This window comes from Occultella kanbiaonis, assembly GCF_009708215.1.
GTDB classification, from domain to species: Bacteria; Actinomycetota; Actinomycetes; order Actinomycetales; family Beutenbergiaceae; genus Occultella; species Occultella kanbiaonis.
Genome location: NZ_CP046175.1, coordinates 753,536 through 777,081, shown reverse-complemented (window position 1 = coordinate 777,081; position 23,546 = coordinate 753,536). Strand labels below are relative to the sequence as shown.

The following is a 23,546-nucleotide window of genomic DNA, read 5'->3' as shown; positions in this document are numbered from 1 at the left end:
CATGACGGAGAGGACAGATAGTCCGGTCACCGGGACGTCCAGCACGGCAACGGACGTGTGGGACGAGCCGAACCCGGCCGACGTGGGTGCCATCATGAGCCAGGAGGGGATGGAGATCCCGCTCCCTGACTCCGGCGCCGACCACCCCACCGGCCCCGAAGCCGAGCTTGCCCGAGCTGCGCTGGCCAGGGGCGGAACGGCCTCGCAGTGGCGTCTGGTCTGGCGGCGCTTCCGCCGGCACAAGGTCGCGTACGTCTCGATCTGGATCGTCCTGGCCATCTACCTCGTGATGGCGTTCGCCGAGTTCCTGGCCCCCTCGACCGCCACGGCCCAGGACGCCCAGTTCGCGTACGCTCCGCCACAGGCGCTGCACATCTCCCACCCGACGGAGGGCTTCGGCCTCCATGTCAACGGCTTCACGGTGACGCAGAACCCGGACACGTTCGCGAACGAGTTCGAGATCGACGAGGACAGCCACATCCCGGTCGGGTTCTTCGTCCGGGGCGAGCCCTATGAGCTGTGGGGCGTCTTCCCGATGGATGTGCACCTCATCGGGCCCGAGGACCCGGACCAGCCCTTCTACCTGTGGGGCGCGGACCGGGCCGGGCGTGACTCACTGAGCCGCATCCTGTACGGCTCCCGGGTGTCGTTGTCGATCGGGCTGGTCGGCGTGGCCATCAGCCTGATCCTCGGCATCGCGCTCGGCGGCATCTCGGGCTACTACGGAGGTAAGCCGGACACGCTGATCCAGCGGATCATCGAGTTCCTGATGGCGATCCCGACCCTGCCCCTGTGGCTCGCACTCTCGGCTGCGATCCCGGCGTCCTGGGGCCCAACAGCTCGCTATTTCGCGATCACCGCGATCCTGTCGGTGATCGGCTGGACCGGTATGGCCAGACAGGTCAGAGGGAAATTCCTCTCCCTGCGGGAGGAGGACTTCATCACGGCCGCATCGCTGGATGGCTGCAGTAGACCGCGGATCATCTTCCGCCACATGGTGCCGTCGTTCTCGAGCCACGTGATCGCCTCGCTCACCATGGCCGTACCAGGAATGATCCTTGCCGAGACCTCGCTGAGCTTCCTCGGGCTCGGTCTCCAAGCGCCCGCCGTCAGCTGGGGTGTGCTCCTCCAGGACGCGCAGAACATCCGAACGATCGAGACGGCACCGTGGCTCCTGTTGCCCGGGCTCGCGATCTTCGTCACTGTCCTGGCCATGAACTTCGTCGGAGATGGATTGCGTGATGCTGCAGACCCCTACAAGTGACCAGACCACCGTCCGCCGGCTGGACCCGAACGCTCCGCCGGTGCTCGAGCTGACCGGTCTGCGCACCGAGTTCCAGCTCGAGGACGGCGTCGTCACCGCCGTCGACGGAGTGGACCTGACGATCCGTCGTGGCGAGACCCTGGCCGTGGTCGGTGAGTCCGGATGCGGCAAGAGTGTGATGGCCCGCTCGATCCTGCAGTTGGTGGATCGCCCAGGGCGAATCGTCGGTGGTCAGGTGTGGGTACCCCGCCCGCCCACCACCGACCTGGAGCGCATGACCGGCCGTTCCGGACGGTCCCGCCGCCGGCGGCGTCGCGAGGCAGCGCTCGAGGCCGCGACGACCGACGGCCCGGACGGCATGGTCGGCCTGATCGGCGCCGCGCCGGAACTCATCCGGGCGGTCCGCGGCAAGCGCATCGCCATGGTGTTCCAGGAGCCGATGACGTCCTTGTCGGCCGTGCACCGGGTGGGCGACCAGATCATCGAGGCGATCCAGCTGCACGAACCGATGCCGAAGCAGGCGGCCCGCGAACGCGCGATCGACCTGTTGCGCCGGGTCGGGATCGCCGCACCCGAGAAGCGGGTGGACGCCTACCCCTTCGAGCTGAGTGGCGGCATGCGTCAACGCGTGATGATCGCGATGGCACTGTCCTGCGACCCCGAGCTGCTGATCGCCGATGAACCGACCACCGCGCTGGACGTGACCACCCAGGCCCAGATCCTGGAGCTGCTGGCATCCCTGCGCGACGAGCACGACATGGCGATCATGTTGATCACGCACGACCTCGGCGTGGCCGCCCAGCTCGCCGACTCCGTGGCGGTGATGTACCTCGGGAACGTGGTCGAGCGAGGGGACCTGGCGGACATCTTCCGGGCGCCCCGCCACCCCTACACCCGGGCGCTGCTGCGCTCGATACCGAAGCTCGGGCAGGGGCGCGACATCCGGCTGGCGCCGGTGCGCGGCATGGTGCCCCATCCCTTCGCCCGCCCCAGCGGCTGCCCGTTCAACGACCGGTGCGACTCCTTCCAGCCCGGCCGGTGCGACACCGCCCCACCACCGTTGATCCGCGACGAGCAGGGCCACGAGGTTCGCTGCGTGCTGTACGAGGAGGACAAATGAGCCAGGACACCGACGTTGTCAGCGAGACCGCCGGGCCGGACACGTCAGACGTGCTCCTCGAGACCCGGCAGCTGAGCAAGTACTTCCCGATCACGAAGGGCATGTGGGGCCGAACCTCCGGCCACGTCAAGGCCGTGGACCGGGTGGACCTGCAGATCAAGCAGGGACAGACCGTGGGGCTGGTCGGTGAGTCCGGGTGCGGGAAGAGCACGCTGGGCCGGTGCATCCTGCGCGCGCACGAACCAACCTCCGGTGAGATCCTCTACCGGCGCGCCGACGGCAGGGTGGTCGACCTCGCACCGCTCACCGAACGTCAGTTGAAGCCCTACCGCCCGGACATCAGGATGGTGTTCCAGGACCCGTTCTCCTCCCTGAACCCGCGGATGACCCTCGCGGAGATCGTCGGCGAGCCACTGCGCGTCAACAAGGTCGTCAAGGAGTCGGAGGTCGAGGACCGGGTGGCCGCGCTGCTGACCCGGGTGGGCCTGCGCCCCGAGTACCTGCGCCGCTACCCGAACGCCTTCAGCGGGGGCGAGCGGCAGCGGGTGGGCCTGGCGCGGGCGCTCGCCCTCGACCCACGGCTGGTGGTCGCCGACGAGGCGGTGAGCGCTCTCGACGTCTCGGTGCGCGCCCAGATCCTGAACCTGATGAGGGACCTCCAGACCGACGAGAACCTGACCTACCTGTTCATCTCCCACGATCTCGGCATGGTCGAGTACATGGCCGACGAGGTCGTGGTGATGTACGTCGGTCACGTCGTGGAGACCGGGCCCACGGCTGAGCTGTACCGCCGGCCGCACCACCCCTACACCGAGGCCCTGCTCTCGGCCGTCCCCAACCCCGACCCGAACGCGGCCAAGCGCAGGGAGCGGATCGTGCTCAGGGGCGAGGTGGCCGATCCCTCTGACGTCCCGTCCGGCTGCCCGTTCCGCACCCGGTGCGCGTACGCGCAGGACAGGTGTGAGACCGAGGTGCCGTCGCTGCGGGAGGTCGCGCCGGAGCGCCGCGTGGCCTGCCACTTCAGCGAGGAGCTCGGGCTGCGCGGGATCGAGGACCTCGGTGCCGCATGAGGTGCCTCCTGAGAGTTGTCCCGACCGATGACACGACGATCACCGAAGGACTGCGATGGACCCGCGACTGACCGGACGACTCACGCCGTCAGCGACCGACCCGCGACTGCGGGAGGCTCTCCTGCCGGTACTGCACGATGTGGACAGCCACGCCGCGACCCTGGCCGAGACGAGCGGGGGCGACCTGCTCTGCGCCTGGTTCAACGGACCCCAGGAGGGTGACCGCGAGACGAACGTCGTGCTCGCGCGCCTGGCGGCGGGCACGGACGAGTGGTCCCGGCCGGTCCTGATCGCCGCCGACCCGGACCGGTCCGAGCAGAACCCGGTGCTGTTCCGGGCGCCCGACGGCCGGATCTGGCTGCTGCACACCTCGAACACACCACACGACCGCACGGACGCACACGTCCTGGTACGCACCTCGGAGGACGGGCTCACGTGGTCCGACCCACGGACGCTGTTCGCCGGGCCAGGCTTCTTCCTCCGCAACCCACCGCTCTTCCTGCCCGACGGCACCTGGCTGCTACCGGCCTACCAGGTGGACGCCGGAGGCGAGTACAGCGTCGTCGCCCGCAGCACCGACGACGGACACAGTTGGCAGGTGGTCGAGGTCCCGGGCAGCCGGCACCGGGTGCAGATGAGCATCGCGCCCAGGCCCGACGGCGGCCTGCTCGGTCTGTTCCGCTCACGCGCCGCCGACCGGGCCTACTCCTCCGAGTCCACCGACCTTGGCCGCACGTGGACGCCCCCGGTGCGCACGGCCCTTGCGAACAACAACTCGGCGCTGCACCACATCGCCCTGGCCGACGGCCGGCTCGCTGCCGTCTTCAACGACGCCACGATGGAACGCGACCAGTTCCGGTTCGTGCCGTCCGGGGACGGCTGGCGGAAGAAGGCGGTCCGCACACCGCTCACGCTCGCGGTCTCCGAGGACGGCGGTCGGACCTGGCCGCTCCAGCGCAACCTCCAGGTGGCGGACATCGAGTACAAGGACGCCCCGGTGGGCTACTCCTACCCAGCGATGATCCAGACGTCGGACGGCGCCCTCCAGGTCGCCTACTCCTACCTCCGCAAGACCATCAAGCACGTCCGACTCGAGCCCGACTGGATCGCTGGGGAGCAGGAGGGGGGCCTGGCCCTGGACACCACGGGGGACGCGACGTGAGCGAGGGCCCGAGCGGACCCGACCTGGTCAGGTACGTCACCGGCGGAGCGGAGCACGACGAGCTACCGGACTGGACCGACCTGCTGGACCGGATGCTCGTGGTGTCCACGGGGCGACCGTGGCGGACGTGCGTCCCGGGGCTGACCGGTGCCGAGGTGCGCCCCAGCGGCGGCGCCGTACTCGTGGAGGGATCCGTGGGACCGCTCCGGGTCCAGGTGTTCGCCCGGCCGGGTGAGCGCGGACTCGAGCTCGACCTGCACTGGCGCAACGACACCGGGTCCCCCATCGTCGACCTGGTGGTCGGGCTGCGGCTGAGCGGACCTGCCCGGGCCCGGGTCACGATCCCGCAGGTGATCCACCACGACAACCCCTCGGCGGACCCCGACCGCGTGGTGCCGCACGTGAGCAGGGGCGGGTTCGTCACCGAGGTGCACCGGCTACCGATCCCGGCCGTCTGCCTGCAGGACGAACACGGCGAGTCCCTGACCCTGGTCTCGCTCCCCGACCCGGACGAGGACACGCAGGGTCGGGTGCGGTACGGCTCGCTGGGCGTGGTGAGCGGCGACGACACCCACGCGCTCGGCCTGAGCGGCGTCACCCTGTTCGACGGCGAGCCGGACGTCACCTACGTGCACAAGGCTCGCACCGCCGCCACCACGGCCGGGTACCGGGACCTGGCGCCCGGGGACTCGCTGCACCAACGGTTCGTCGTCGTCCGCGGACGGACCGCACCGGGACACGGGTTCCGCGAGCTGGTCCGGATCGGCCGGGACCTGTTCGGCGGTGGCGAGCGCACCCTCGGCGGCCCCCTGGACGATCGCCGTCATCTCGACCTGCGGGTCGCCGCACTGGATGCGCGGGCGTTCGCGGACGGCCCGGTGGCCGGCTACCTCAAGTTCCCGGCCTGGGGCGAACCGCGGTCGAGGCCGGGCCGCGCGGTCACGGACTTCCTCTACGGCTGGACCGGGCAGTGCCTACGCCTGGCGTGGTGCGACGCCCGCGTCGGTCTGGAGCGGGGCGAGCCGCACCGGCTCGAGCGCGCACGTGCCGCCGTCGAGTTCTATCTGAGCGGATCCGACACCGGCGTACCGGGACTGCGGTACAACTCCTATGTCCACGACGACCGGCGCTGGCAGGGGCTGCGCTGCCGGGGCCGCGAGATCGTCTCCGCCCGCGCGCACGGCGAGACCATGGCGGACCTCGCCGAACTGATCTCGCTGCTACGCCACCACGGGGCACCGGTGCCGCCCGGCTGGACGACGGCCCTGACGGAGGCCGCCGAGTTCGTCACCGCGACGACCACCCCCTCGGGGCTGGTGCCGATCGGCTGGACCGCCGACGGCCGACCGCTCCCGGACGCGCCCTGGTCGGCCGGCATCCCCGCGGTCCGGGCTGCTGCCCTGGCCGCCGAGGCCTGCGCACGTCCGGACCTGCTGACACGTGCGGTCGACCTTGCCGATGCCTACCACGTGCTCCATGCCCGCACCTTCGACCGGCCGTTCGCGCACTCCACCCTCGACGCCGCGTGCGAGGACAAGGAGGGCGGGATGGGCTACTTCGAACTCCTGATGACGTTGTACGACCTGACCGGCGACGACCGGTACCTCGGGCGCGCCCGGGTGGTGGCCGACTGGCTGCTCAGCTGGGTCTATCACTGGAATCCGCAGCACGACCGTGGGGCGCCGCTGCGCGATGCCGGTTTCAGTGCGATCGGCTGGCCCGGCGTGAGCGTGCAGAACCACCATCTGGACGTGTTCTTCCCCAGTTTCGACCTGTGGCGGTTGGGTCGGCTCACCGGTGACGTCGGGCTGCAGCGATGGGCCCGGACGATCATGGCAACGATGGGCCAGGGGGTGTGCACCGCTCCCGGGGAGTGGGGCTTCGACGTGGTCGGCGAGCAGGGGGAGGCGTTCTTCGTCACCAACTGGCAGGACCGCGGGCACAGCAACACCTGGAACCCGTCCTGGGTGATCGCGCTACCGCTGTGGCAGTTGCTCCGGTTCACCGCGGCCGGGGCCGAGGTCGGCGTCGACCACGTGGCGGACGACGTCCGGGCCGGCGAGCCGCTCGAACGAGCAGTCCCGCAGACGTAGCCGACGGATCGGTGCGTCCGGCAGCCCGATCAGCCGAACGGCGCATCCGGCGGCCTCGGCGGTGACCCTGAGCACCTCGATGTCGCAGACGTACGGAGGGTGCCCACCCGCCGTCACCCGGCCGTAGTCCAGGGCCACCTCGAGCACGGCCTGGCGGACCTCACCGACCTCGATGTCCGCGAACAGGATGTCCCGGATGTGGCCGCCGCGCTCGGGATTGGACTTGATCCGAAGGGCACGGCCCAGGTCCGGGCTGGACATCCGGCAGCGGTAGGCCACCACGTCCGAGATGCCCCCACTGGTCTCGCTACCCACGGTGACGCCGCCGTGACCGGCCCGCATCCGACAGTCCCGGATCACCACGCCGGCCGTGGACTCCCCCGCCTGCCACCCGTCGGGCCCCTTGCCGGCCTTGATCGCGATGCAGTCGTCACCGGTATCGAACGTGCAGTCCTCGATCAGCACGTCGCGCGAGGACTCCGGGTTGCACCCGTCGTTGTTCGGTCCGTGGCTGTCCACCACGACGCCGCGGATCGTGACGTTCGTGCACCGGAGCGGATGGATGGTCCACATCGGCGAACGGCGGAACGTGACACCCGAGACGAGTACGTTCTGGCAATCGACGAACTGGAGCAGGTTCGGGCGCAGGTGGTCCCCCACCCCGAACACCCGCTCCGCCATCGGCACCCCGGCGGCCGCCGCGGCCAGGAGACGTTGCTTCGCAGGGCCCTCGTGCGGTGCCGGCGCCTTGACCCAGTTCCACCAGTGCTGCTCGTCGGCACCGCCGTCCACCACCCCGCTTCCGGTCACGGCGATGTTCCGTCGACCGATCGCGTAGAGGAACGGAGAATAGTTGAAGCAGTCCACGCCCTCATACCGGGTGCGGACCGCCGGCAGGTAGTCGGCGGACTCCTGGCTGAACGCCAGCACCGCACCGGCGGCCAGGTGCAGTTCGACGTCGTCGAGCAGGTGCACGGGGCCGGTCCGGAACCTCCCGGCCGGCACCAGCACGCGCCCACCGCCGGCCCTCGAACAGGCCGATATCGCCGCCGCGATCGCGGCCGTGCAGTCGCTCGCCCCGTCCCCGACGGCCCCGAACGCGGTGACCTCCAGGACGCGGTCGGCGAACACCGGAGGCGATACCCGACGCAGGATCTCGGCCGCGCGTTGGTCCACGGTCCCGGTGCGGGCAGTGCCGCCGTCGCTCATCGTCGTCCTCTCGAGGGCAGGGGGGCGGATCGACAGCAGCGCCGTTGGGGAACGGTCCGGTCCGGGACCGTCCTCCAGCCGAACTGCGCGATCTGCGCATCCAGACTAGCGCGAAATGCGTATAGTGCGCCTATGCCTGCCACTTCCCGGCCCCCTCGCGGGTCGCTGTGACGATGGGGCCGCAAGCGGCCACCGCCCCGCCGACCGGTGGCGGTGCGCGGGTGTCACCGACCGGCGACGGCGTCTGCGTGGACGCGCCGCTACGCCTCCGGTTCGAGCACCCGGTGGAGATCGGCCGGCGCGGCCGGCTGCGGGTGCATCGCGGCGACGGCACGGTGGTGGACACGATCGACCTGGCCGACCCTGGGGTCGGGCGCCGGCAGATCGGCTCCGCCCGGTCCGATCACGGCGAGCTCCACTGGTGGAACTACCATCCCGTGCTCGTCGAGGGCGAAGAGGTCCTCCTCACGCTGCACCGCACCCTCGATCCGGACGAGGACTTCGTGGTGACGATGGACCCGGGCTTCGTGCACGGGCACGACGGCATCACCATCGAGGACGGCTGGCACTTCCACACCCGCACACCTGCCCTGCCCGGCGCGACCGAACTGACGGTGGATGCAGCCGGGCACGGCGACTTCTGCACGGTGCAGGGCGCCGTCGACTCGGTACCGGAGGGCAACGGCCGCGAGGTCCTGATCACGATCTCCCCCGGAACCTACCGGGAGATCGTCTACGTGCCACCGACCAGGCCGCACCTCACGCTCCGCGGCGCCGACCGGCACGGGACGGTGATCGACTATCCGAACAACGACCCGCTGAACGGCGACGCGGCGATGCGCGGGCAGCCTATCGATACCAGCTGCTGCCCGAAGCGAGTGCTGGACCGGTCCGACCGGTTCAACTGCTGGCGCGCCGTCGTCGGAGTCGACGCCGACGACGTGACGGTCGAGGATCTGACGATCCGCAACAGCACCCCCGTCGGCGGCGGACAGGCGGAGGCGTTCCGTGGCAACGGGAAGAGGATCAGGCTGCGGCGGGTCTCACTGCTCAGCCATCAGGACACGCTGCGCCTGCAGGGCAGCGGCTACGTCGTCGACAGTTACATCGAGGGCGACGTGGACTTCGTCTGGGGCACCGGCGGCATCCTGATCGAGGACACCGAGCTCAAGGCACTCGGTCCCGGCTACTACACCCAGATCCGCAATGTCGACGACGGCCCGGGAGCCGTGTTCGTCAACGTCAGGCTGACCAGGGCGCCGACCGTGCCGGACGGAAGCAGCTACCTGAGCCGAGTCGAACTGTCGCGGTTCGCGGGGAGCGAGGTGGTGTTCGTCGATGCTGCCATGGACGCCCACATCGCCGCCGACGGATGGGTCACCACTGACGTCACCGGACGCTGGGACACGAGCCGGCTGCGCCTGCGCGAGTGCGGCAGCAGCACGCTCGACGGGCACCCGATCGACCTGGGCATGCGATCTGCCGTGGCCCGCCGGCTCGGAGCGGACGAGGCCGAACGGCTGCGCGACCCTGCGCGCATCCTGGGCGGATGGGATCCGCGCTGACCGGTGTTTGCACGTCCAGTCATTCATGCATAACCTTGACCGGAGTCGGTCCGGGCGCCGGGCCGGCCGCGCGAAGGAGCCTGAATGAGCGTTGTCACCGCGGTCTACGAGATCGAGACCGCCATGCCCCTGGAGCGCACCGCGGCGGTGATGGCGAGCGAGCAGTCGAGCGGCACGTTCGTCGCGGTGGCCCGCGAGACCGAGGAGCTCAAACGGCGGTACGCGGCGCGGGTCGTCGGGATCGAGGAGCTGCCGCTGAGCGGGCGGCCCCCGCTGCCCGGTGCGTCCGGGGACTGGCGCGAGGCCCGCCGGGCGCGGGTGAGCATCGAGTTCCCCCTGCACAACTTCGGGCCGTCGATCCCGAACCTGCTCGCCGCCGTGGCCGGGAACCTGTTCGAGATCCGGGAGGCGGGCGCGCTGCGCCTGGTGGACCTGGACCTGCCGGCGGCGTTCGCCGAGCGGTACCCCGGGCCGGCGTTCGGCTGGGACGGCACCCTCGCACTGACCGGGCGCGCGCAGGGCCCGCTGCTGGGCACGATCGTCAAGCCGAGCATCGGGCTGAGCGCCGAGCAGCTGGGCGAGCTGGTCACCGAGCTCGCGGACGCGGGCATCGACTTCATCAAGGACGACGAGCTCCAGGGCAACGCCCCGAACCTGCCGCTGGCCGAGCGGGTCCGCGTGGTGACGGACGCGCTGCATCGCGCCGCGGACCGCAACGGCCGGATGCCGATGTACGCGTTCAACATCACCGACGACATCGATCGGCTGGCCGCCAACCACGACCTCGTGAAGGCCGCCGGCGGCACCTGCGTCATGATCTGCGTGAACACCGTCGGCCTGGCCGGGCTGCAGTACCTGCGCGCACACGCCGAGCTCCCGATCCACGGCCACCGCACGATGTTCGGCGCGTACTCGCGCTCGCCCCAGGTCGGCATCGACTTCATGGTGTTCCAGAAGCTCTCCCGCCTGGCCGGCTCCGACCACGTGCACACGAACGGGCTGAGCAACAAGTTCTACGAGAGCGACGAGCAGGTCCTGGCCTCGATCGCGGCGGTGCGCGCCCCGCTGCTCGGCGGGTACGAGGCGGTCCCGGTGCTCTCCTCCGGGCAGACCGCCGCGCTGGCCACGCGCACCTACGAACGGGTCGGCACCGATCGGCTCCTGGTCCTGGCCGGGGGCGGCATCCACGGGCACCCGGGTGGCTCGGCGGCCGGGGTCCGGGCCATGCGCGAGGCGTGGTCGGCGGCGCTCGCGGGCGAGACCCTTGAGGCGCGCGCGGCGTCCGTGCCGGAGCTCGCGGCGGCCCTGACCGCGTTCGGGCCGCCCCGATGAGGCTCGGCTTCTACGGGGACGACTTCACCGGCTCGGTGGATGCCCTGCTGCAGCTGCGCGCCGCCGGACTCACCGGCGTGCTCGCCACGTCCGTGGCCGCTGCCGAACGCCTCGGCGACGATCACGACGTGGTAGGCATCGCCGGCGTCGCCCGCTCCCTGCCCACCGAGGAGCTCGCCGCCGAGGTGGTCCCCGCGCTGCGCTGGTTCGCCGGCCGCGGCGCCCCGATCGTTCAGTACAAGGCCTGCTCGACGGCGGACTCCTCCCCGGTTGTCGGCAGCCTCGGTCGCGTCCTCGAACTGGGGCGCGAGGTGTTCGGCCAGCGACCGGTCCCGGTGCTGTTCGCCCAGCCGGACTTCGGCCGCTACACGTTCTTCGGGCACCACTTCGCCAGCGACGGCGAGCGGGTGTTCCGGCTCGACCGGCAACCCACGATGAGGGCGCATCCGGTCACCCCGAGCACCGAGTCCGACCTGGTGCGCCATCTCGGCGCCCAGACCGACCTGCCGATCGCCGCGCTGGACTGGCGCAACTACGGTCCGACGGCGGAGCCCGCGTCGGGCGCGAGCGTCGCCCCCCGGGTCGGCTCGCACCGCGCCGGAGCCGCTTCCGCGCAAGCGCTCACCGCCGACAACGCTTCCGCGGAAGCGCCGCGGGTCGGCCGGGCCGACGCCGTCGCCCTCGCGATCACCGCCACCGGCGCGGCCGCGGTGGTCCTGGACGCCTTCACCGCCGACCACCTCGACCTGGCCGGCGCGGCGATCCTGCTCCTGCCGGGCGACCGGCCCCGGTTCGTGCTCGGCGCCGGCGGCCTGAGCCTCGGCGTTGGCCGCGTCCTCGCGAGGGCCCGGCCCGACACGAACCGGACCGCGCAGGACCGGCTGGGCTCCGCCGTCGTCCCGGCCGAAGGCGCCGTTCTGGCGCTCTCCGGCAGCCGGTCGGCCCGGACCTGGGAGCAGATCCTGGCCGCGACCAGGGCTGGCTGGACGGCCGTGGACCTGCGCGAGCCGGGCGCCGTCGAGCGGGCGGTCGCAGCCCATGCCGGTGGCGCGAACACGGTGTTCCACTCGACCACTCCCGGCGGCGAGCCCGTCCCCTCCGACCGGGTCGTCGCCGACCTCGCCGAGGTCGGCCGGGCCCGGCTGCGCGCCGCGCCACGCACCCGGCTCCTGGTCTGCGGGGGCGACACCAGCGGCCACCTGCTCCGCGGTCTCGACGTGGACGCGCTGACCATCTCCGCGCGCCCGTGGGGCAACGTGGTGCTGTGCCGCGCCCACGCCTCCGGGCATCCGTACGACGGCGCCGCGATGGTGCTCAAGGGCGGCCAGATGGGCCACCAGGACCTGTTCGAGGACGTCCGGCTCGGCCGGGCTTCGACCACCAGCGACCCGATGGAGGAGCCAGCCCGATGCTGACCGACACCACCGCCAGCCCGCACGCCGTGATGACCTCGGTCCCGCCGTCGTCGGTGACCATGGACGCCCACGGGCCGCTCGGTCGGCTGCGCGCGAACGCCCTCGAGGTGACCATCCCCTCGATGGGCGACCTGATGTTCGACCCCGCGATCGCGCACGCCGTGGAGAACTTCCGCATCGCGGCCGGCCGCGCGCAGGGCGAGCACCACGCCGCGCCGTTCATGGACGGCGACCTCTACAAGTGGATCGAGGCCGCCGTCGTGGCCGAGCCGGACGCGCCTGGCCTGGCCGGCCGGGTCGCCGACGCCGCGGACGCCATCGTCGCCGCGCAACGACCGGACGGGTACGTCCACACGAGGACGACCATCGCCGCGAACCGGGGCGAGGATGTCGCACCGCTGACCGACCGGCTCCAGTTCGAGACCTACAACCTCGGCCACCTGATGACCCTCGGCTGCCTGCACAAGCGGCTCACCGGCTCCGACACCTACTACGCCGCCGCGCTCGGCGCCGCCGACTTCCTCGTCCGAGCCGCACAGGAACGGCCCGACGCCCTCGCGGACTGCAACATCTGCCCCTCCCACTACATGGGCACCATCGAGGTCTACCGCAGCACCGGCGACGCCCGCTACCTCGACCTCGCCCGCAGGCTGCTCGAGCTGCACGGCGGCAAGGGTTCGGCCGGCGGCGACGACAACCAGGACGTCCACCCGGTTCAGTCCCAGCACGTCGCGACCGGGCATGCGGTGCGCGCGAACTACCTGTTCGCGGGCATGACCGACTACGCCCTCGAGACCGGCGACCCGGCCTTCCGCGAGGCCGTCGAGGCGCTCTGGCAGGACGTCGTCTCCGCGAAGCTGTACCTGACCGGCGGGTGCGGCGCCGTGTACGACGGTGCCTCGCCGGACGCCGGGCAGGACTACTCCACGATCACGAAGACGCACCAGGCCTACGGTCGGCCGTTCCAGCTGCCGCAGACGACGGCGTACAACGAGTCCTGCGCGACGCTCGGCTTCGTCCTCTGGTCCTGGCGGATGCTCGCCCTGACCGGCGAGGCCAAGTACGCCGACGAGATCGAGCGGGTCCTGTTCAACTCGCTGCCGGCGATGATCGGCGCGGAGGGCTCCAGCTACTTCTACACGAACCCGATGCGCGCGGTGCGCGACCTCCCGTACCAGATGCGGCGGGCGGGCGACCCGGAGCGGACCACGCCCCCGGCCTCGGACCACCGGCTGCGCCAGGAGTACATGACCAACTGCTTCTGCTGCCCGCCGAACATCGCGCGGGTCATCGCGGAACTGCCGTACTACGCCTACTCCCAGGGCACCGACGCGCTCTGGGTGCACCAGTTCCTGCCCGGCACCGCGAATCTCACGATCGGCGGCGTGCCCGTCGAGGTCACGCAGACCACCCGGTACCCGAGCGAGGGCACCGTGCGGATCCGGGTCCGGGCGCAGGCTCCGGTGCGAGCCACGGTGCGCGTGCGCGTGCCCGGTTGGGCACCCGAGACCACGGTGAGCGTGGCCGGCGAGGCGACCTCCGCCGTCGAGGGCGGTTACGCGGTGATCGAGCGCACCTGGTCCGACGAGGAGATCCTCGTCGAGATCCCGCTGCGGGTGCGCACGATGGTCGCCCACCACTTCGTGGAGGAGGCGACGAACCAGGTGGCCATCATGCGCGGGCCCCTCGTGTACTGCGTGGAGAGCGCGGACCTGCCCGACGGCGTGGGCGTGGAGTCCGTCCACGTGCCGGCGGGGGCGCACTGGAGCGAGGCCGACGGCGCGGGCATCCTCACCGACTACGTCACCCTGCACACCGAAGCCGTCCGGATCCCGAGCCCGGTCGCGGCCGGCTCGCTGTACGGCGAACTGCGTGAGGAGTCGCCCGTGCCGCTGCCGCTGACGCTTGTCCCGTACGCCCGGTGGGCCAACCGCGGCCCCGGCGAGATGTCCGTCTGGCTGCCGCGGCTGCGGTGACCAGCACCTCCGAACACGGCCCAGAAGGCAAGGAAGGCACAGCCATGACCCGAATCTCGTTCATCCACACCGGGGCCGTCGTGATCGGCACGTTCACCGAGCTCGCCGCCACGCACCTGCCCGGCACCGAGGTCCACCACCTGCTCGACGACAAGATCGTCGCCGACCTCGGCCGCGACGCCGAGGGCACCGGGGTCCGCGAGCGCCTGCTCGACCTGGGCCGGGCCGCGCGCACCGCCGGGTCGGACGCGGTCGTCTTCTCGTGCTCGTCGATCTCGGGGTACGCGGCCGGTCTGGCGGCCGAGCTCGGCATCCCGGTGCTGCGCATCGACGAGGCGATGGCGGACGAGGCCATCGCCTCGGGCTCTCGGATCGCCGTGGTCGCGACGCTGCCCACCACGCTCGCCCCGACGGCGGCCCTGCTGCGCGAGCGCGCCGCGCTGGCGGGGGCCGGCCCGGAGCTGCACGAGGTGATCGTGGCGGGCGCGTTCGAGGCCGTCTCCGGCGGGGACCGGGCGCGCCACGACGCGCTCGTCGGCGCCGCGATCGTCGAGTGGGCCACACGCGTGGACGTGGTGGTGCTCGCCCAGGCCTCGATGGCCGGGGCCGCCGCAACCGTGGACGTGGCGGTGCCGGTGCTGACCAGCCCCGAGCTGGGTCTGCGCCGGGTGGCCGAGCTGCTCGCCGAGCCGGAGCCTCCGGCCGCGTGACCTAGTGCCCGCACGGTCGAGATCGGCCCTGCCGAGGGCCGATCTCGGACCGCGACGTACTAGGTCGAGGATCGGGTCACCGGGCGGCGCGAAGGGGTGTGCCGGCCGGGGCAGGCACGCCCGGGGCCACCCCGTCCACGACCACGCGGTGCCGGCCGCCACCGACCCGGATCTCGACCTCCCCGTGCGGCCCGACCGCGACCTCCCCGGCCACGCTCCCACCGGCACCGTCGGAGACGGACGCGAGGTCCGCCGTCGGGAGGGAGAGCACGCCACGAGCGCCCGGCGGGAGCTCCACGTCCAGGCTGAACCGGCCGTCGACGAGTTCCCAGGACGTCGCGACCCGGCCGAGCGGGGTCTCCTGGCCGGCCGCGGCGCGGCTCACGCCGGCGCCGGGGCGGGGCCGCACGAGCACCTCCCGGTGGCCGACCGAACCGGGTACCCGGTCGATGCCGCCGAGCGTGGCATAGATCCAGTCGACCACGGCGCCGAGGCTGTAGTGGTTGAAGGAGTTCATGTTCGCGGACTGGAATCCTCCCTCGGGCGTCCAGCCGTCCCAGCGCTCCCAGATCGTGGTGGCGCCGTGCCGGATCGGGAACAGCCAGCTCGGGTACTCCTCCTGGGCCAGGAGCGCGTGGGCGACGTCGTCGTGGCCATGGGCGCTCAGCACCCGGCAGATCTTCGACACCCCCACGAAGCCGGTGGTGAGCCGGTTCCCCGCCGCGCGGACCAGCTGCACGAGCCGGTCCGCGGCGCCCGGCACCTGGTCCGCCGGCAGCAGGTCGTAGTCGAGGGCGAGCAGGTAGCAGGTCTGGGTGTCCGAGGTGATGATCCCCTCACGCACGAACTCGGCCACGAACGCGTCCCGGATCTCCTGGGCGAGCGAGGTGTACCGAAGCTCGTCCTCGGCGTGGCCGAGGATGGCGGCGGCCCGCGCCACCAGGGAGGCGGAGTTCGCGAAGTACGCGGTGGCGAGCACGTCCCGCGCGGTCTCGGGACCGGCGTGCAGCCAGTCGCCGTAGTTCGACCCGACCCGTTCGCGCCAGAGCAGGTCCGGGTTCGCGCGGCGGATGTGCTCGACCCAGCGCACCATCGCCGGGTAGGACTGCGCGAGCTGGCGCCGGTCCCCGTACGTGTCGAACAACATCATCGGGATGATCGTGCCGGCGTCTCCCCACGCGGGCGCCCCCTCCCCCATCCACGGGCCGGCCGGGGCGATGTCGCCGAAGGCGCCGTCCGGGCTCTGCCCCGCCACCACGTCCACCATCCAGGTGGCGAAGAACGCGGACACGTCGCTCGCCCGGGCAGCGGTCGGCGCGAACACCTGGGCGTCGGCGAGCCAGCCGAGCCGCTCGTCCCGCTGCGGGCAGTCGGTCGGGACGGACAGGAAGTTGCCGCGCTGGCTCCATCGGGTGTTGGACACGATCTGCAGCACGTCGGGGCTGTCGCAGTCGAACGCGCCGACCTCCTCGAGGTCGCTGGAGATCACCACGGCGCGCACGTCCGCCGGGTCCAGCTCGGCACCGAGTCCCGCGATCCGCGCGTACCGGAACCCGTGGAACGTGAACCGGGGTTCGAACGTCTCCTCGGCGTCGCCGCGGGCGTAGTAGATGTCGCGTGCCTCGGCGCGGCGCAGGTTCTCCAGGTACAGCCGGCCGTCGTCGTCGAGGATCTCCGCGTGGGTCAGTTCGATGAACTGCCCGACGGCGGCGCCCCGGATCCGCAGGCGAAGGTGCCCCACGAGGTTCTGGCCGAAGTCGATCACGGCTGCGCCGTCGGCGTCGTTCCGCACGCTCACCGGGGCCACCTCGGCCACGGTGCGGATCGGCGGGGTGGTGGCTCCGGTGACGGTCGCGGTGTCGTCGCCGAAGGGCAGCGCCCGGCGCCAGCGCGCGTCGTCGAAGCCGGGGGCGTCCCAGCCCTCGGGCCGGCGGCGGGCGTCGACACCCTCCCCCATGAGCAGGTCCGCGTGCAGCCACTCGCCGGCGGACTCGCGCCAGGTCTCGTCCGTGCGGATCACCTGGGTGGAGCCGTCGGCGAGGGTGAGGTGCAGTTCGGCGAGCAGCGCGGGTGCGGTCCCGTACAGCCGGCCGGCGTTGCGGGCGTCGTAGCCCACGAAGCCGCTCCACCAGCCGTCGGCGAGCACCACCCCGATGGCGTTGGACCCGGTCCGGACCACGGACGTGACGTCGTAGGTCTGGTAGAAGATCCGGCGCTGGTAGTCCGTCCAGCCCGGGTTGAGGGCGGTGTCATGCACGAGTCGGCCGTTGATGCGTGCCTCGTACAGGCCACGGGCGGTGATGTGCAGGCGTGCGAAGGTGACGGCGCGCGCCGTGTCGAACGTCGTGCGCAGCAGCGACGGCGCGGGCAGGCCGCGCGTGTTCCAGGTGAGGTCGTCGTCGGCGGGGGCGAGGAACGCGGGCCGGTCCCGACGGTCGCGACCGATCCAGCGGGCCACCCACGGCCGCTCGAGGCGCCCGGTCTCGAAGGTTCCTTCCGCGCCCGCGCCCGCGACGCCGTCGGCGTCCCAGACCTGCACGGTCCAGGTGTAGCCGGTGAACGGCCGCAACGGGACGCCCGCGTAGCCGATCTCGAACTGGTCGTCCGAGGCGACCCGGCCGCTGTCCCAGGCCGTCTCCCCGCGCCCGCCGGACACGACGACCCGGTAGCCGGCCTGCCGCGTTCCGGCGCCGCTGGTCCGCAGCCGCCAGGCGAACCGGGGCCGTGGCTCGTCGAGGCCGATCGGGTTCTCGAGGTGCTCCACGCGCAGCGCGTAGGGCTCAAGGACCGAGGTGGTCGCGGCGGGGCCGGCGGAGGTCATCGTCACTGCTCCTTCTGGGACGGGGTGCTGAAGGTCAGGGAGAACCGGGTCGGTTCGGGGTGCACCCGGTACCGGTCGGGGGTGGCCGGACCGCACGACGAGCTGCCGAGCCCGTGCTGGGCCAGGTCCAGGTGCAGGTACAGCCGGTCCTCCGGCCGCAGCTCGTGCGGGTGCCTCGCGGCGTCGAGGGCCTCGGTGGACCAGCGCCGGGCCGTGAAGTCGAACGTCGGCGCGCCTGCCACGCGCAGGCCGGTGGTGCCGGCGCCGGTGAGCTCCAACCAGCGGGCGCGGTGCCGGTTGCCGGTCTCCTGGGGCACCAGGTACTCGAACCCGAGGTCGTCGATCGACGTGGAGTACCGGCCCACCTTCGCCGCGGTGTGGGAGTCGACGTACGACTCCCCCGGTCCGAGGCCGAACCAGGTGGCCCGAGCCAGGGCGGCGGGCAGGCCGAGGCGTACCCCGAGCCGCGGCAGGGTCACCTCGTGGTGCCCGTACGGGACGTCGTGCCAGGGTCCGTACGGGGTCACGTCCACGGTGAGGGTGACGTCCCCCGGGTCCCCGGCCGACGGTGCGCCGTGCCCGGCGGTCCAGGTGTAGGCGAGGTCGAGCCCGAACGGTTGCGTGGCCGGGGCGAGCCGGGCGCGGACGCACGCCCCGCCGTCGACCGCCCCGACGTCGGTCACCGAGTGCAGCATCCGGTCCAGCCCGACGGCGCGCCACACCTTCGCGAGGTTGTTCAGCTCTCCCTGGCCGCGGTCGTTCTCGGTCGGCGCGCGCCAGATGTCCAGGCGGAGTCCGCCGGTGTCGAGCCCGCCGAGGCTGAGCAGGTCCCCGGTGCGGGCGTCCAGCACGGCCGCCCCCACGACCAGCATGCCCGGATCCGCTGAGGCAGAGGAGGCCGCCTGAGACAGAACCGCAGAACCGTCTGCCTCGGGCGCGACCTTCTGGCTCAGCGTGCGCGGACGGGATTCCTGCGCCAGTTGGCCCTGACCCCAGCCGATCTCGTGGCCCGCGTCGGCCCAGGGCGTCGCGTGCGCCAGGCGCGCGGAGACCGTCAGCCACACCTCGCCCGGGGCGGTCGTGGTGGACTCACGTCCCACCACCGCGGGCAGGTCGACCCGTGCCTGCTCCCCGGGTGCGAGGACCGGCACGGTCAGGTCCCCGGCGGCGAGCGCGACGCCGTCGCGGGCGAGCTCCCACGTGAAGGCGAGGTGGCCGGTGTCGAGCACGTCATAGTGGTTGCGCACCGTGATGGCGTCGGCGTCCACGTCGAACCGGACCGGCTCGAGGACCTTCGCCAGCTCGAGCAGCCCGGGCGAGGGTACCCGGTCCGGGCGGACGAGCCCGTCGATGCAGTAGGAGCCGCCGTTGGGCCGGTAGTCGATGTCGCCGCCGTGGCGCAGGTACTCGACGCCGTCGGGCGTGCGGCCGCGGAACCCGTGGTCGATCCACTCCCACACGAACGCGCCGGCCATCCGGTCCGAGGACTCCAGGATCTCCTGGTAGTCCGCGAGGGAGCCGGGTCCGTTGCCCATCGCGTGCGCGTACTCGCACAGCAGGAACGGCAGTGCCCGACGGCGGTGCTCCAGTTCCGCGTTCTCGGCCAGTGCCTCGGGGGTCTCCTCGGTCCGCTCCGCGATCGCGGCGAGATCCTCCAGCGAGGGGTACATCAGCGAGTAGAAGTCGGACTGGGCGTACGTGCGGTCGCGCTCGTAGTGCAGCGGCCGGCTCGGGTCCCGGTCCCGCAGCCACGCCTCGATCGCGACGAACCCGGCGCCGCCCTCGCTCTCGTTACCGAGCGACCAGATGATCACCGACGGGTGGTTCTTGTCCCGTTCGACCATCCGTGCGGTCCGGTCCAGCAGGGCCGGGGTCCACGCCGGCTCGTCGGGCGGGTTGCCCTCCCAGCCGGCGTAGATGAACCCGTGCGTCTCGATGTCGGACTCGTCCACCACCCACAGTCCGAGCTCGTCGCACAGGCGCAGGAACTCCGGGTGCGGCGGGTAGTGCGAGGTGCGCACGGCGTTGATGTTGTGCGCCTTCATCATGAGGATGTCGCGGCGCATCGTCTCGAGGCTCAGGGCCCGTCCGTGATCCGGGTCGTGCTCATGCCGGTTCACCCCGCGCAGGTGCACCCGGACGCCGTTCACGCGCAGGACGCCGTCGGCCACGCTGATCGTCCGGAACCCGATCGCGACCTCGATCCGCTCCCCGTCGGCGCGCACCGTGCCGCGGTACAGACGCGGCACCTCGGCGCTCCACGGCTGCACGCCGTCGATCCGGACGGCGGTCCCGGCGGGCAGGGCGCTCACGCCGAGCTCCGGGACGTCGATCAGGGCGAACACGGGTGCGCCGTCGGCATCGGTGGCCTCCACCCGCAGGGTCCCGGCGCCGCTGCGGTGGTCGTAGTCGGCGTGCACGTGCACGTCGTCGACGGCCGCGGGGCGCTCGAGCAGTTCCACGTCGCGGAAGATCCCGGGCAGCCACCACATGTCCTGGTCCTCGAGGTAGCTGCCGGAGGACCATCGGTGCACCCGGACGCAGAGCACGTTCGATCCCTCTCGCAGGGCCGGCCCGATGTCGAACTCGAACGGCAGTCTGCTGCCCTTGGAATGACCGAGTTCCACCCCGTTCAGCCAGACCGCCGCGCAGGAGTCGACGCCCTGGAACCGCAGCACGCTGCCGTCCCGGCGCCACCCGGCGGGCAGCGTGAAGGTGCGCCGGTAGTCCCCGGTGGGGTTCGCCGTCGGGGTGTGCGGCGGGGCGATCGGGAACGGGAACGCGGTGTTCGTGTACAGGGGGTCCCCGTGGCCACGCAGCACCCAGTGCGAGGGCACGTCGATGCGGCCCCAGCCGCCGTCGTCGAGGTCGGGGTCGGTGAAGGTCGGGCCGGTGCCGGCCGCGGTGGGGGCCAGCGTGAACGCCCAGTCGCCGTTCAGGCTCAGCCGGGCCGCGTCGGAGCCGAACTGTGCACGGGGGCGTCGCCGGCCCGCGCCGGGCACCGGGTCGTCGTGGTAGGCGAGCGGGACCGGCAGCGAGTCGGTCCCGGGCAGCGTGGGGAGGTCGGCGAGCGGGGCGCCGGGGGTGGTCTGCATGGTTCAGTCGTCCAGGGTCGAAGGCGGTGTGCCGAGTCGGTCGATCTCGGTCCAGAGGTCCTCGGGCACCTCGGTGGCGAGCAGGGCGTCGGTCTGCGCGAGCCGCTCCGGCGAACGCACCCCCACCACGGTGGAGGCGACGTGCGGGTTGCGCATCGAGAAGTGCAGCGCGGCCGCGGCCACCGGCACGCCGTGCGCCGCGCAGACCTGCTCGAGCCGGGCCACCCAGGCCAGGAGCGCCTCCGGCGCGGCCCGGTAGGCGTAGGTCGCACCGGCGCGGGCGCCCGCTGCGAGCAGCCCGCCTCCGAACGGGGCAGCGTTGAACACGGTCATCCCCTGCCCGGCGGCCTCGGCGATGAGTTCGGCCGCGGACCGATCCACGAGGGTGTACCGGTTGTGGGTGAGCAGCACCTCGAACACACCGGTGCGGACGTACTCGGTGAGCATCGCCGTCGGGCCCGCGGCCACCCCGATGGCGCCGACGGCGCCCTGCTCACGCAGCTCGATCAGAGCCTGCACGGCCCCGCCCGGCCCCATCGCCTCGGCGAACGTGATCGTGTACTGGTCGTGCAATTGGTACAGCGGCAGGGTGTCCAGGCCGAGCCGGGCGGTCGATTCCTCGAACGAGCGCAGCACCCGGTCCCGGTCGAAGGCCCCGGTGGACAGGTCCCGGTCCGCCTTGGAGATCACCTGCACGCCGGCCGGGACGGCGCCGAGCTCGGCGATCGCGCGCCCCAGGATCACCTCGGAGCGGCCGCCGCCGTACATGTTCGCGGTGTCGATCAGGGTGTGCGCCCCGGTGAGCAGCGCCCTGGCCGCGGCGAGGTCCGCGGCGTCGGAGGCGCTGTCGGAGCCGTGCCCCAGGCCCGACGTGCCGGGCGTCACCGGGGACGGAGTCTTGAGCGGGTCAGCCTTTGAGTGCACCGGATGCCATCCCTGCCATGATCTTCTTGCTGAGGAAGAGGAACACTGCCAGCGTGCCGAACACGTTCAGGCAGATCGCGGCGAACAGCGGCCCGTACTGCATGGCGCCGTACTCGCCGCTGAAGTTCAGCAGGCCGACCTGGATCGTGGCCAGATCCCGGTTCGTGACGAAGGTCAGCGCCACGAGCAGGTCGTTCCAGATCGAGAAGAACTGCACCAGGCCGATGGTCAGGATCGCGTTCGAGATCATCGGCAGTCCGATCATCCAGAACGAGCGGATCATGCCGGCGCCGTCGATCGTGGCGGCCTCGAACACCTCGCGCGGAATCGCCCGGAAGTACGCGGCCATCATGAACACGGTCAGCGGTAGCCCCATCGCGATGTAGGTGAGGATCAACGGCCAGATCGTCTGGGTCAGGCCCAGGTTGAAGTACGTGATGAACAGCGGCACGAGCAGCATCTGCCCGGGGATCATGATGCCCGCCACGAACATCAGCAGGATCGTCGAGCGCCCCTTCCAGACCATCACCTCGAGTGCGAACCCGGCCGCCACCCCGAACAACAGCAGGAAGAACAGTGCCGGCACGGTGGCGAGGATCGAGTTGCGCACGTTCGAGGCGAAGTCCCCGGTCACCCAGGCCTCGATGTAGTTGCCGAAGTCCCAGGTGGCGGGCAGTGCCCACACGGACCCGGTGACGAACTCGTTCTGGGTCTTGAACGAACTGAGCAGCATCCAGATCATCGGCAGGATCTCGACGGCCACGATGACGATCACGAGCAGCCGGACCGGGAGCCGGGCGAAGAACCGGCGGGCGCCGCCGGGGCGGCGGCGTGGCCGGCTGGGACCGGCCGGGCCGGCCATCGGGCGGGCCTGGGTGAGTGTGGTCATCGGGCGGCCTTGTCTGCGGTGATGTCCTTGCGGGCGGAGCGGAAGATGACGATCGTGACCAGGAACGCGATCACGGTCAGCGCGAGCGCGAGGGTGGAGCCGTAGCCGTACTCGTTGTAGGTGAACACGGTGCGGTACATGTACAGCGTGAGCGGCTGGGTCTCGGTGCCGGGGCCGCCATTCGTGATCGCGAGGATCGAGTCGAACACCTTGAGCGTGGAGTTGACCGCGAACACCACCGCCGAGAGCAGCACCGGCAGGGAGAGCGGGAGCACGATGTGCCGGATCAGCCGGGCACCCTTGGCCCCGTCCATGCGTGCGGACTCGATGACCTCCTCCGGGATGTCCACCAGGCCGGCGTACAGGAGCACCGCGAAGAACCCCATCGAGCGCCACACGTCCATCAGGATGAGCACCAGGAACGAGGTGTCCCCGCTCGCGAACCAGTCCAGCGATTGGCCGCCGAACGCCTCGATGATGGAGTTCACCGGGCCCGGCGTGGGGTGGATCCCGAACAGCCGCTTGAACAGCACCCCCACGGCCACGGTCGGCAGGATCACCGGGAAGAACACGATGGTGCGCAGCAGCGCGGAGCCCTTGCGGAGCACGAAGACGTACAGGATCGCGAGCAGGTAGCCGGCCGCCACCTGGAGCACGGTCGCGACCAGGGCGTACTTCAGCGTGAACGCCGTCGCCTCCCAGAACACCGAGTCGTTCACGAGCCGGGTGAAGTTGTCGAAGCCGACCGGCTCGTAGCCGCGCAGCACGTTCCCGTCGAAGAACGTGAGCCCGAGCGACCACAGGATCGGCACGAGCTTGATCAGCGTGTAGAAGGCCAGCGCGGGGGCGAGCAGGATGACGATCGCCTTCCGGTCCCCGAGGACGTCCCTCATGTGTGCGC

The 23,546-nt window shown here is 71.7% G+C and carries 16 protein-coding genes; 10 read left to right on the top strand and 6 right to left on the bottom strand.

Going from position 1 to position 23,546, the window contains the following annotated elements; all coding sequences use genetic code 11:
* The first annotated feature begins 1 nt into the window (after position 1).
* From GKS42_RS03345 to GKS42_RS03325, 5 genes are read left to right on the top strand one after another with little or no spacing between them, the layout of a single operon-like run.
* Positions 2-1,264, top strand: a complete 1,263-nt coding sequence (locus tag GKS42_RS03345; RefSeq protein WP_210769303.1) for an ABC transporter permease — start codon at positions 2-4, stop codon at positions 1,262-1,264.
* Positions 1,242-2,384 carry an ABC transporter ATP-binding protein gene (locus GKS42_RS03340; RefSeq protein ID WP_154792559.1) on the top strand — a complete coding sequence of 381 codons (1,143 nt, stop codon included), beginning with the start codon at positions 1,242-1,244 and terminating at the stop codon, positions 2,382-2,384. Before GKS42_RS03345 ends, GKS42_RS03340 begins: the two co-directional genes overlap by 23 nt.
* Positions 2,381-3,454: an ABC transporter ATP-binding protein gene (locus GKS42_RS03335; protein WP_154792558.1), complete on the top strand. Its 1,074-nt coding sequence runs from the start codon at positions 2,381-2,383 to the stop codon at positions 3,452-3,454. The genes GKS42_RS03340 and GKS42_RS03335 overlap by 4 nt, the downstream gene beginning before the upstream one ends.
* 55 nt (positions 3,455-3,509) lie before the next feature.
* On the top strand, positions 3,510-4,616 hold the full coding sequence (locus tag GKS42_RS03330; RefSeq protein ID WP_154792557.1) for a sialidase family protein: 1,107 nt from the start codon (positions 3,510-3,512) through the stop codon (positions 4,614-4,616).
* Positions 4,613-6,709, top strand: a complete 2,097-nt coding sequence (locus tag GKS42_RS03325) for a hypothetical protein (protein ID WP_154792556.1) — start codon at positions 4,613-4,615, stop codon at positions 6,707-6,709. The genes GKS42_RS03330 and GKS42_RS03325 overlap by 4 nt, the downstream gene beginning before the upstream one ends.
* Here GKS42_RS03325 and GKS42_RS03320 read toward each other — a convergent pair.
* Entirely contained in the window at positions 6,593-7,918 is a 1,326-nt protein-coding gene (locus GKS42_RS03320; RefSeq protein WP_154792555.1) for a glycoside hydrolase family 28 protein, read from the bottom strand. The genes GKS42_RS03325 and GKS42_RS03320 overlap by 117 nt on opposite strands.
* Positions 7,919-8,139: 221 nt before the next feature.
* Here GKS42_RS03320 and GKS42_RS03315 point away from each other — a divergent pair, with 221 nt between their 5' ends.
* The 5 genes from GKS42_RS03315 (at position 8,140) to GKS42_RS03295 (ending at position 14,916) form a co-directional block, all read left to right on the top strand.
* Entirely contained in the window at positions 8,140-9,483 is a 1,344-nt protein-coding gene (locus GKS42_RS03315; RefSeq protein WP_168217735.1) for a pectinesterase family protein, read from the top strand.
* Between the two features lie 84 nt (positions 9,484-9,567).
* Positions 9,568-10,815, top strand: coding sequence for a RuBisCO large subunit C-terminal-like domain-containing protein (locus GKS42_RS03310; protein WP_154792553.1), 1,248 nt, complete (start codon positions 9,568-9,570; stop codon positions 10,813-10,815).
* Positions 10,812-12,230 carry a four-carbon acid sugar kinase family protein gene (locus GKS42_RS03305; protein WP_154792552.1) on the top strand — a complete coding sequence of 473 codons (1,419 nt, stop codon included), beginning with the start codon at positions 10,812-10,814 and terminating at the stop codon, positions 12,228-12,230. The genes GKS42_RS03310 and GKS42_RS03305 overlap by 4 nt, the downstream gene beginning before the upstream one ends.
* The gene (locus tag GKS42_RS03300) at positions 12,224-14,206 is read left to right on the top strand and encodes a glycoside hydrolase family 127 protein (protein WP_154792551.1); all 1,983 of its coding nucleotides are present in this window, start codon (positions 12,224-12,226) and stop codon (positions 14,204-14,206) included. The genes GKS42_RS03305 and GKS42_RS03300 overlap by 7 nt, the downstream gene beginning before the upstream one ends.
* 44 nt (positions 14,207-14,250) lie before the next feature.
* Positions 14,251-14,916 (top strand): aspartate/glutamate racemase family protein, encoded by a 666-nt coding sequence (locus tag GKS42_RS03295; RefSeq protein ID WP_154792550.1) that lies wholly within the window; start codon positions 14,251-14,253, stop codon positions 14,914-14,916.
* Between the two features lie 76 nt (positions 14,917-14,992).
* Here the strand turns inward: GKS42_RS03295 and GKS42_RS03290 are convergent, their stop codons facing one another.
* The 5 genes from GKS42_RS03290 to GKS42_RS03270 are packed head-to-tail and all read right to left on the bottom strand — an operon-like array spanning position 14,993 to position 23,538.
* Positions 14,993-17,737 carry an alpha-L-rhamnosidase gene (locus tag GKS42_RS03290; protein WP_154792549.1) on the bottom strand — a complete coding sequence of 915 codons (2,745 nt, stop codon included), beginning with the start codon at positions 17,735-17,737 and terminating at the stop codon, positions 14,993-14,995.
* Positions 17,738-17,739: 2 nt separating this feature from the next.
* On the bottom strand, positions 17,740-20,832 hold the full coding sequence (locus GKS42_RS03285; protein ID WP_154792548.1) for a glycoside hydrolase family 2 TIM barrel-domain containing protein: 3,093 nt from the start codon (positions 20,830-20,832) through the stop codon (positions 17,740-17,742).
* Between the two features lie 3 nt (positions 20,833-20,835).
* Positions 20,836-21,756 (bottom strand): aldo/keto reductase, encoded by a 921-nt coding sequence (locus GKS42_RS03280; RefSeq protein ID WP_154792547.1) that lies wholly within the window; start codon positions 21,754-21,756, stop codon positions 20,836-20,838.
* Complete coding sequence (locus tag GKS42_RS03275; RefSeq protein WP_154792546.1) at positions 21,740-22,645, bottom strand: carbohydrate ABC transporter permease; 906 nt, start codon at positions 22,643-22,645, stop codon at positions 21,740-21,742. The genes GKS42_RS03280 and GKS42_RS03275 overlap by 17 nt, the downstream gene beginning before the upstream one ends.
* Complete coding sequence (locus GKS42_RS03270) at positions 22,642-23,538, bottom strand: carbohydrate ABC transporter permease (RefSeq protein WP_154792545.1); 897 nt, start codon at positions 23,536-23,538, stop codon at positions 22,642-22,644. Before GKS42_RS03270 ends, GKS42_RS03275 begins: the two co-directional genes overlap by 4 nt.
* Positions 23,539-23,546 lie beyond the last annotated feature (8 nt).

What these genes read in the sequence shown, in the direction of transcription:
- GKS42_RS03345 (WP_210769303.1), top strand. Translation starts at nt 2, where the DNA reads ATGACGGAGAGGACAGATAGTCCGGTCACCGGGACGTCCAGCACGGCA.
- GKS42_RS03340 (WP_154792559.1), top strand. Translation starts at nt 1,242, where the DNA reads ATGCTGCAGACCCCTACAAGTGACCAGACCACCGTCCGCCGGCTGGAC.
- GKS42_RS03335 (WP_154792558.1), top strand. Translation starts at nt 2,381, where the DNA reads ATGAGCCAGGACACCGACGTTGTCAGCGAGACCGCCGGGCCGGACACG.
- GKS42_RS03330 (WP_154792557.1), top strand. Translation starts at nt 3,510, where the DNA reads ATGGACCCGCGACTGACCGGACGACTCACGCCGTCAGCGACCGACCCG.
- GKS42_RS03320 (WP_154792555.1), bottom strand. Translation starts at nt 7,918, where the DNA reads ATGAGCGACGGCGGCACTGCCCGCACCGGGACCGTGGACCAACGCGCG.
- GKS42_RS03310 (WP_154792553.1), top strand. Translation starts at nt 9,568, where the DNA reads ATGAGCGTTGTCACCGCGGTCTACGAGATCGAGACCGCCATGCCCCTG.
- GKS42_RS03305 (WP_154792552.1), top strand. Translation starts at nt 10,812, where the DNA reads ATGAGGCTCGGCTTCTACGGGGACGACTTCACCGGCTCGGTGGATGCC.
- GKS42_RS03300 (WP_154792551.1), top strand. Translation starts at nt 12,224, where the DNA reads ATGCTGACCGACACCACCGCCAGCCCGCACGCCGTGATGACCTCGGTC.
- GKS42_RS03295 (WP_154792550.1), top strand. Translation starts at nt 14,251, where the DNA reads ATGACCCGAATCTCGTTCATCCACACCGGGGCCGTCGTGATCGGCACG.
- GKS42_RS03290 (WP_154792549.1), bottom strand. Translation starts at nt 17,737, where the DNA reads ATGACCTCCGCCGGCCCCGCCGCGACCACCTCGGTCCTTGAGCCCTAC.
- GKS42_RS03285 (WP_154792548.1), bottom strand. Translation starts at nt 20,832, where the DNA reads ATGCAGACCACCCCCGGCGCCCCGCTCGCCGACCTCCCCACGCTGCCC.
- GKS42_RS03275 (WP_154792546.1), bottom strand. Translation starts at nt 22,645, where the DNA reads ATGACCACACTCACCCAGGCCCGCCCGATGGCCGGCCCGGCCGGTCCC.
- GKS42_RS03270 (WP_154792545.1), bottom strand. Translation starts at nt 23,538, where the DNA reads ATGAGGGACGTCCTCGGGGACCGGAAGGCGATCGTCATCCTGCTCGCC.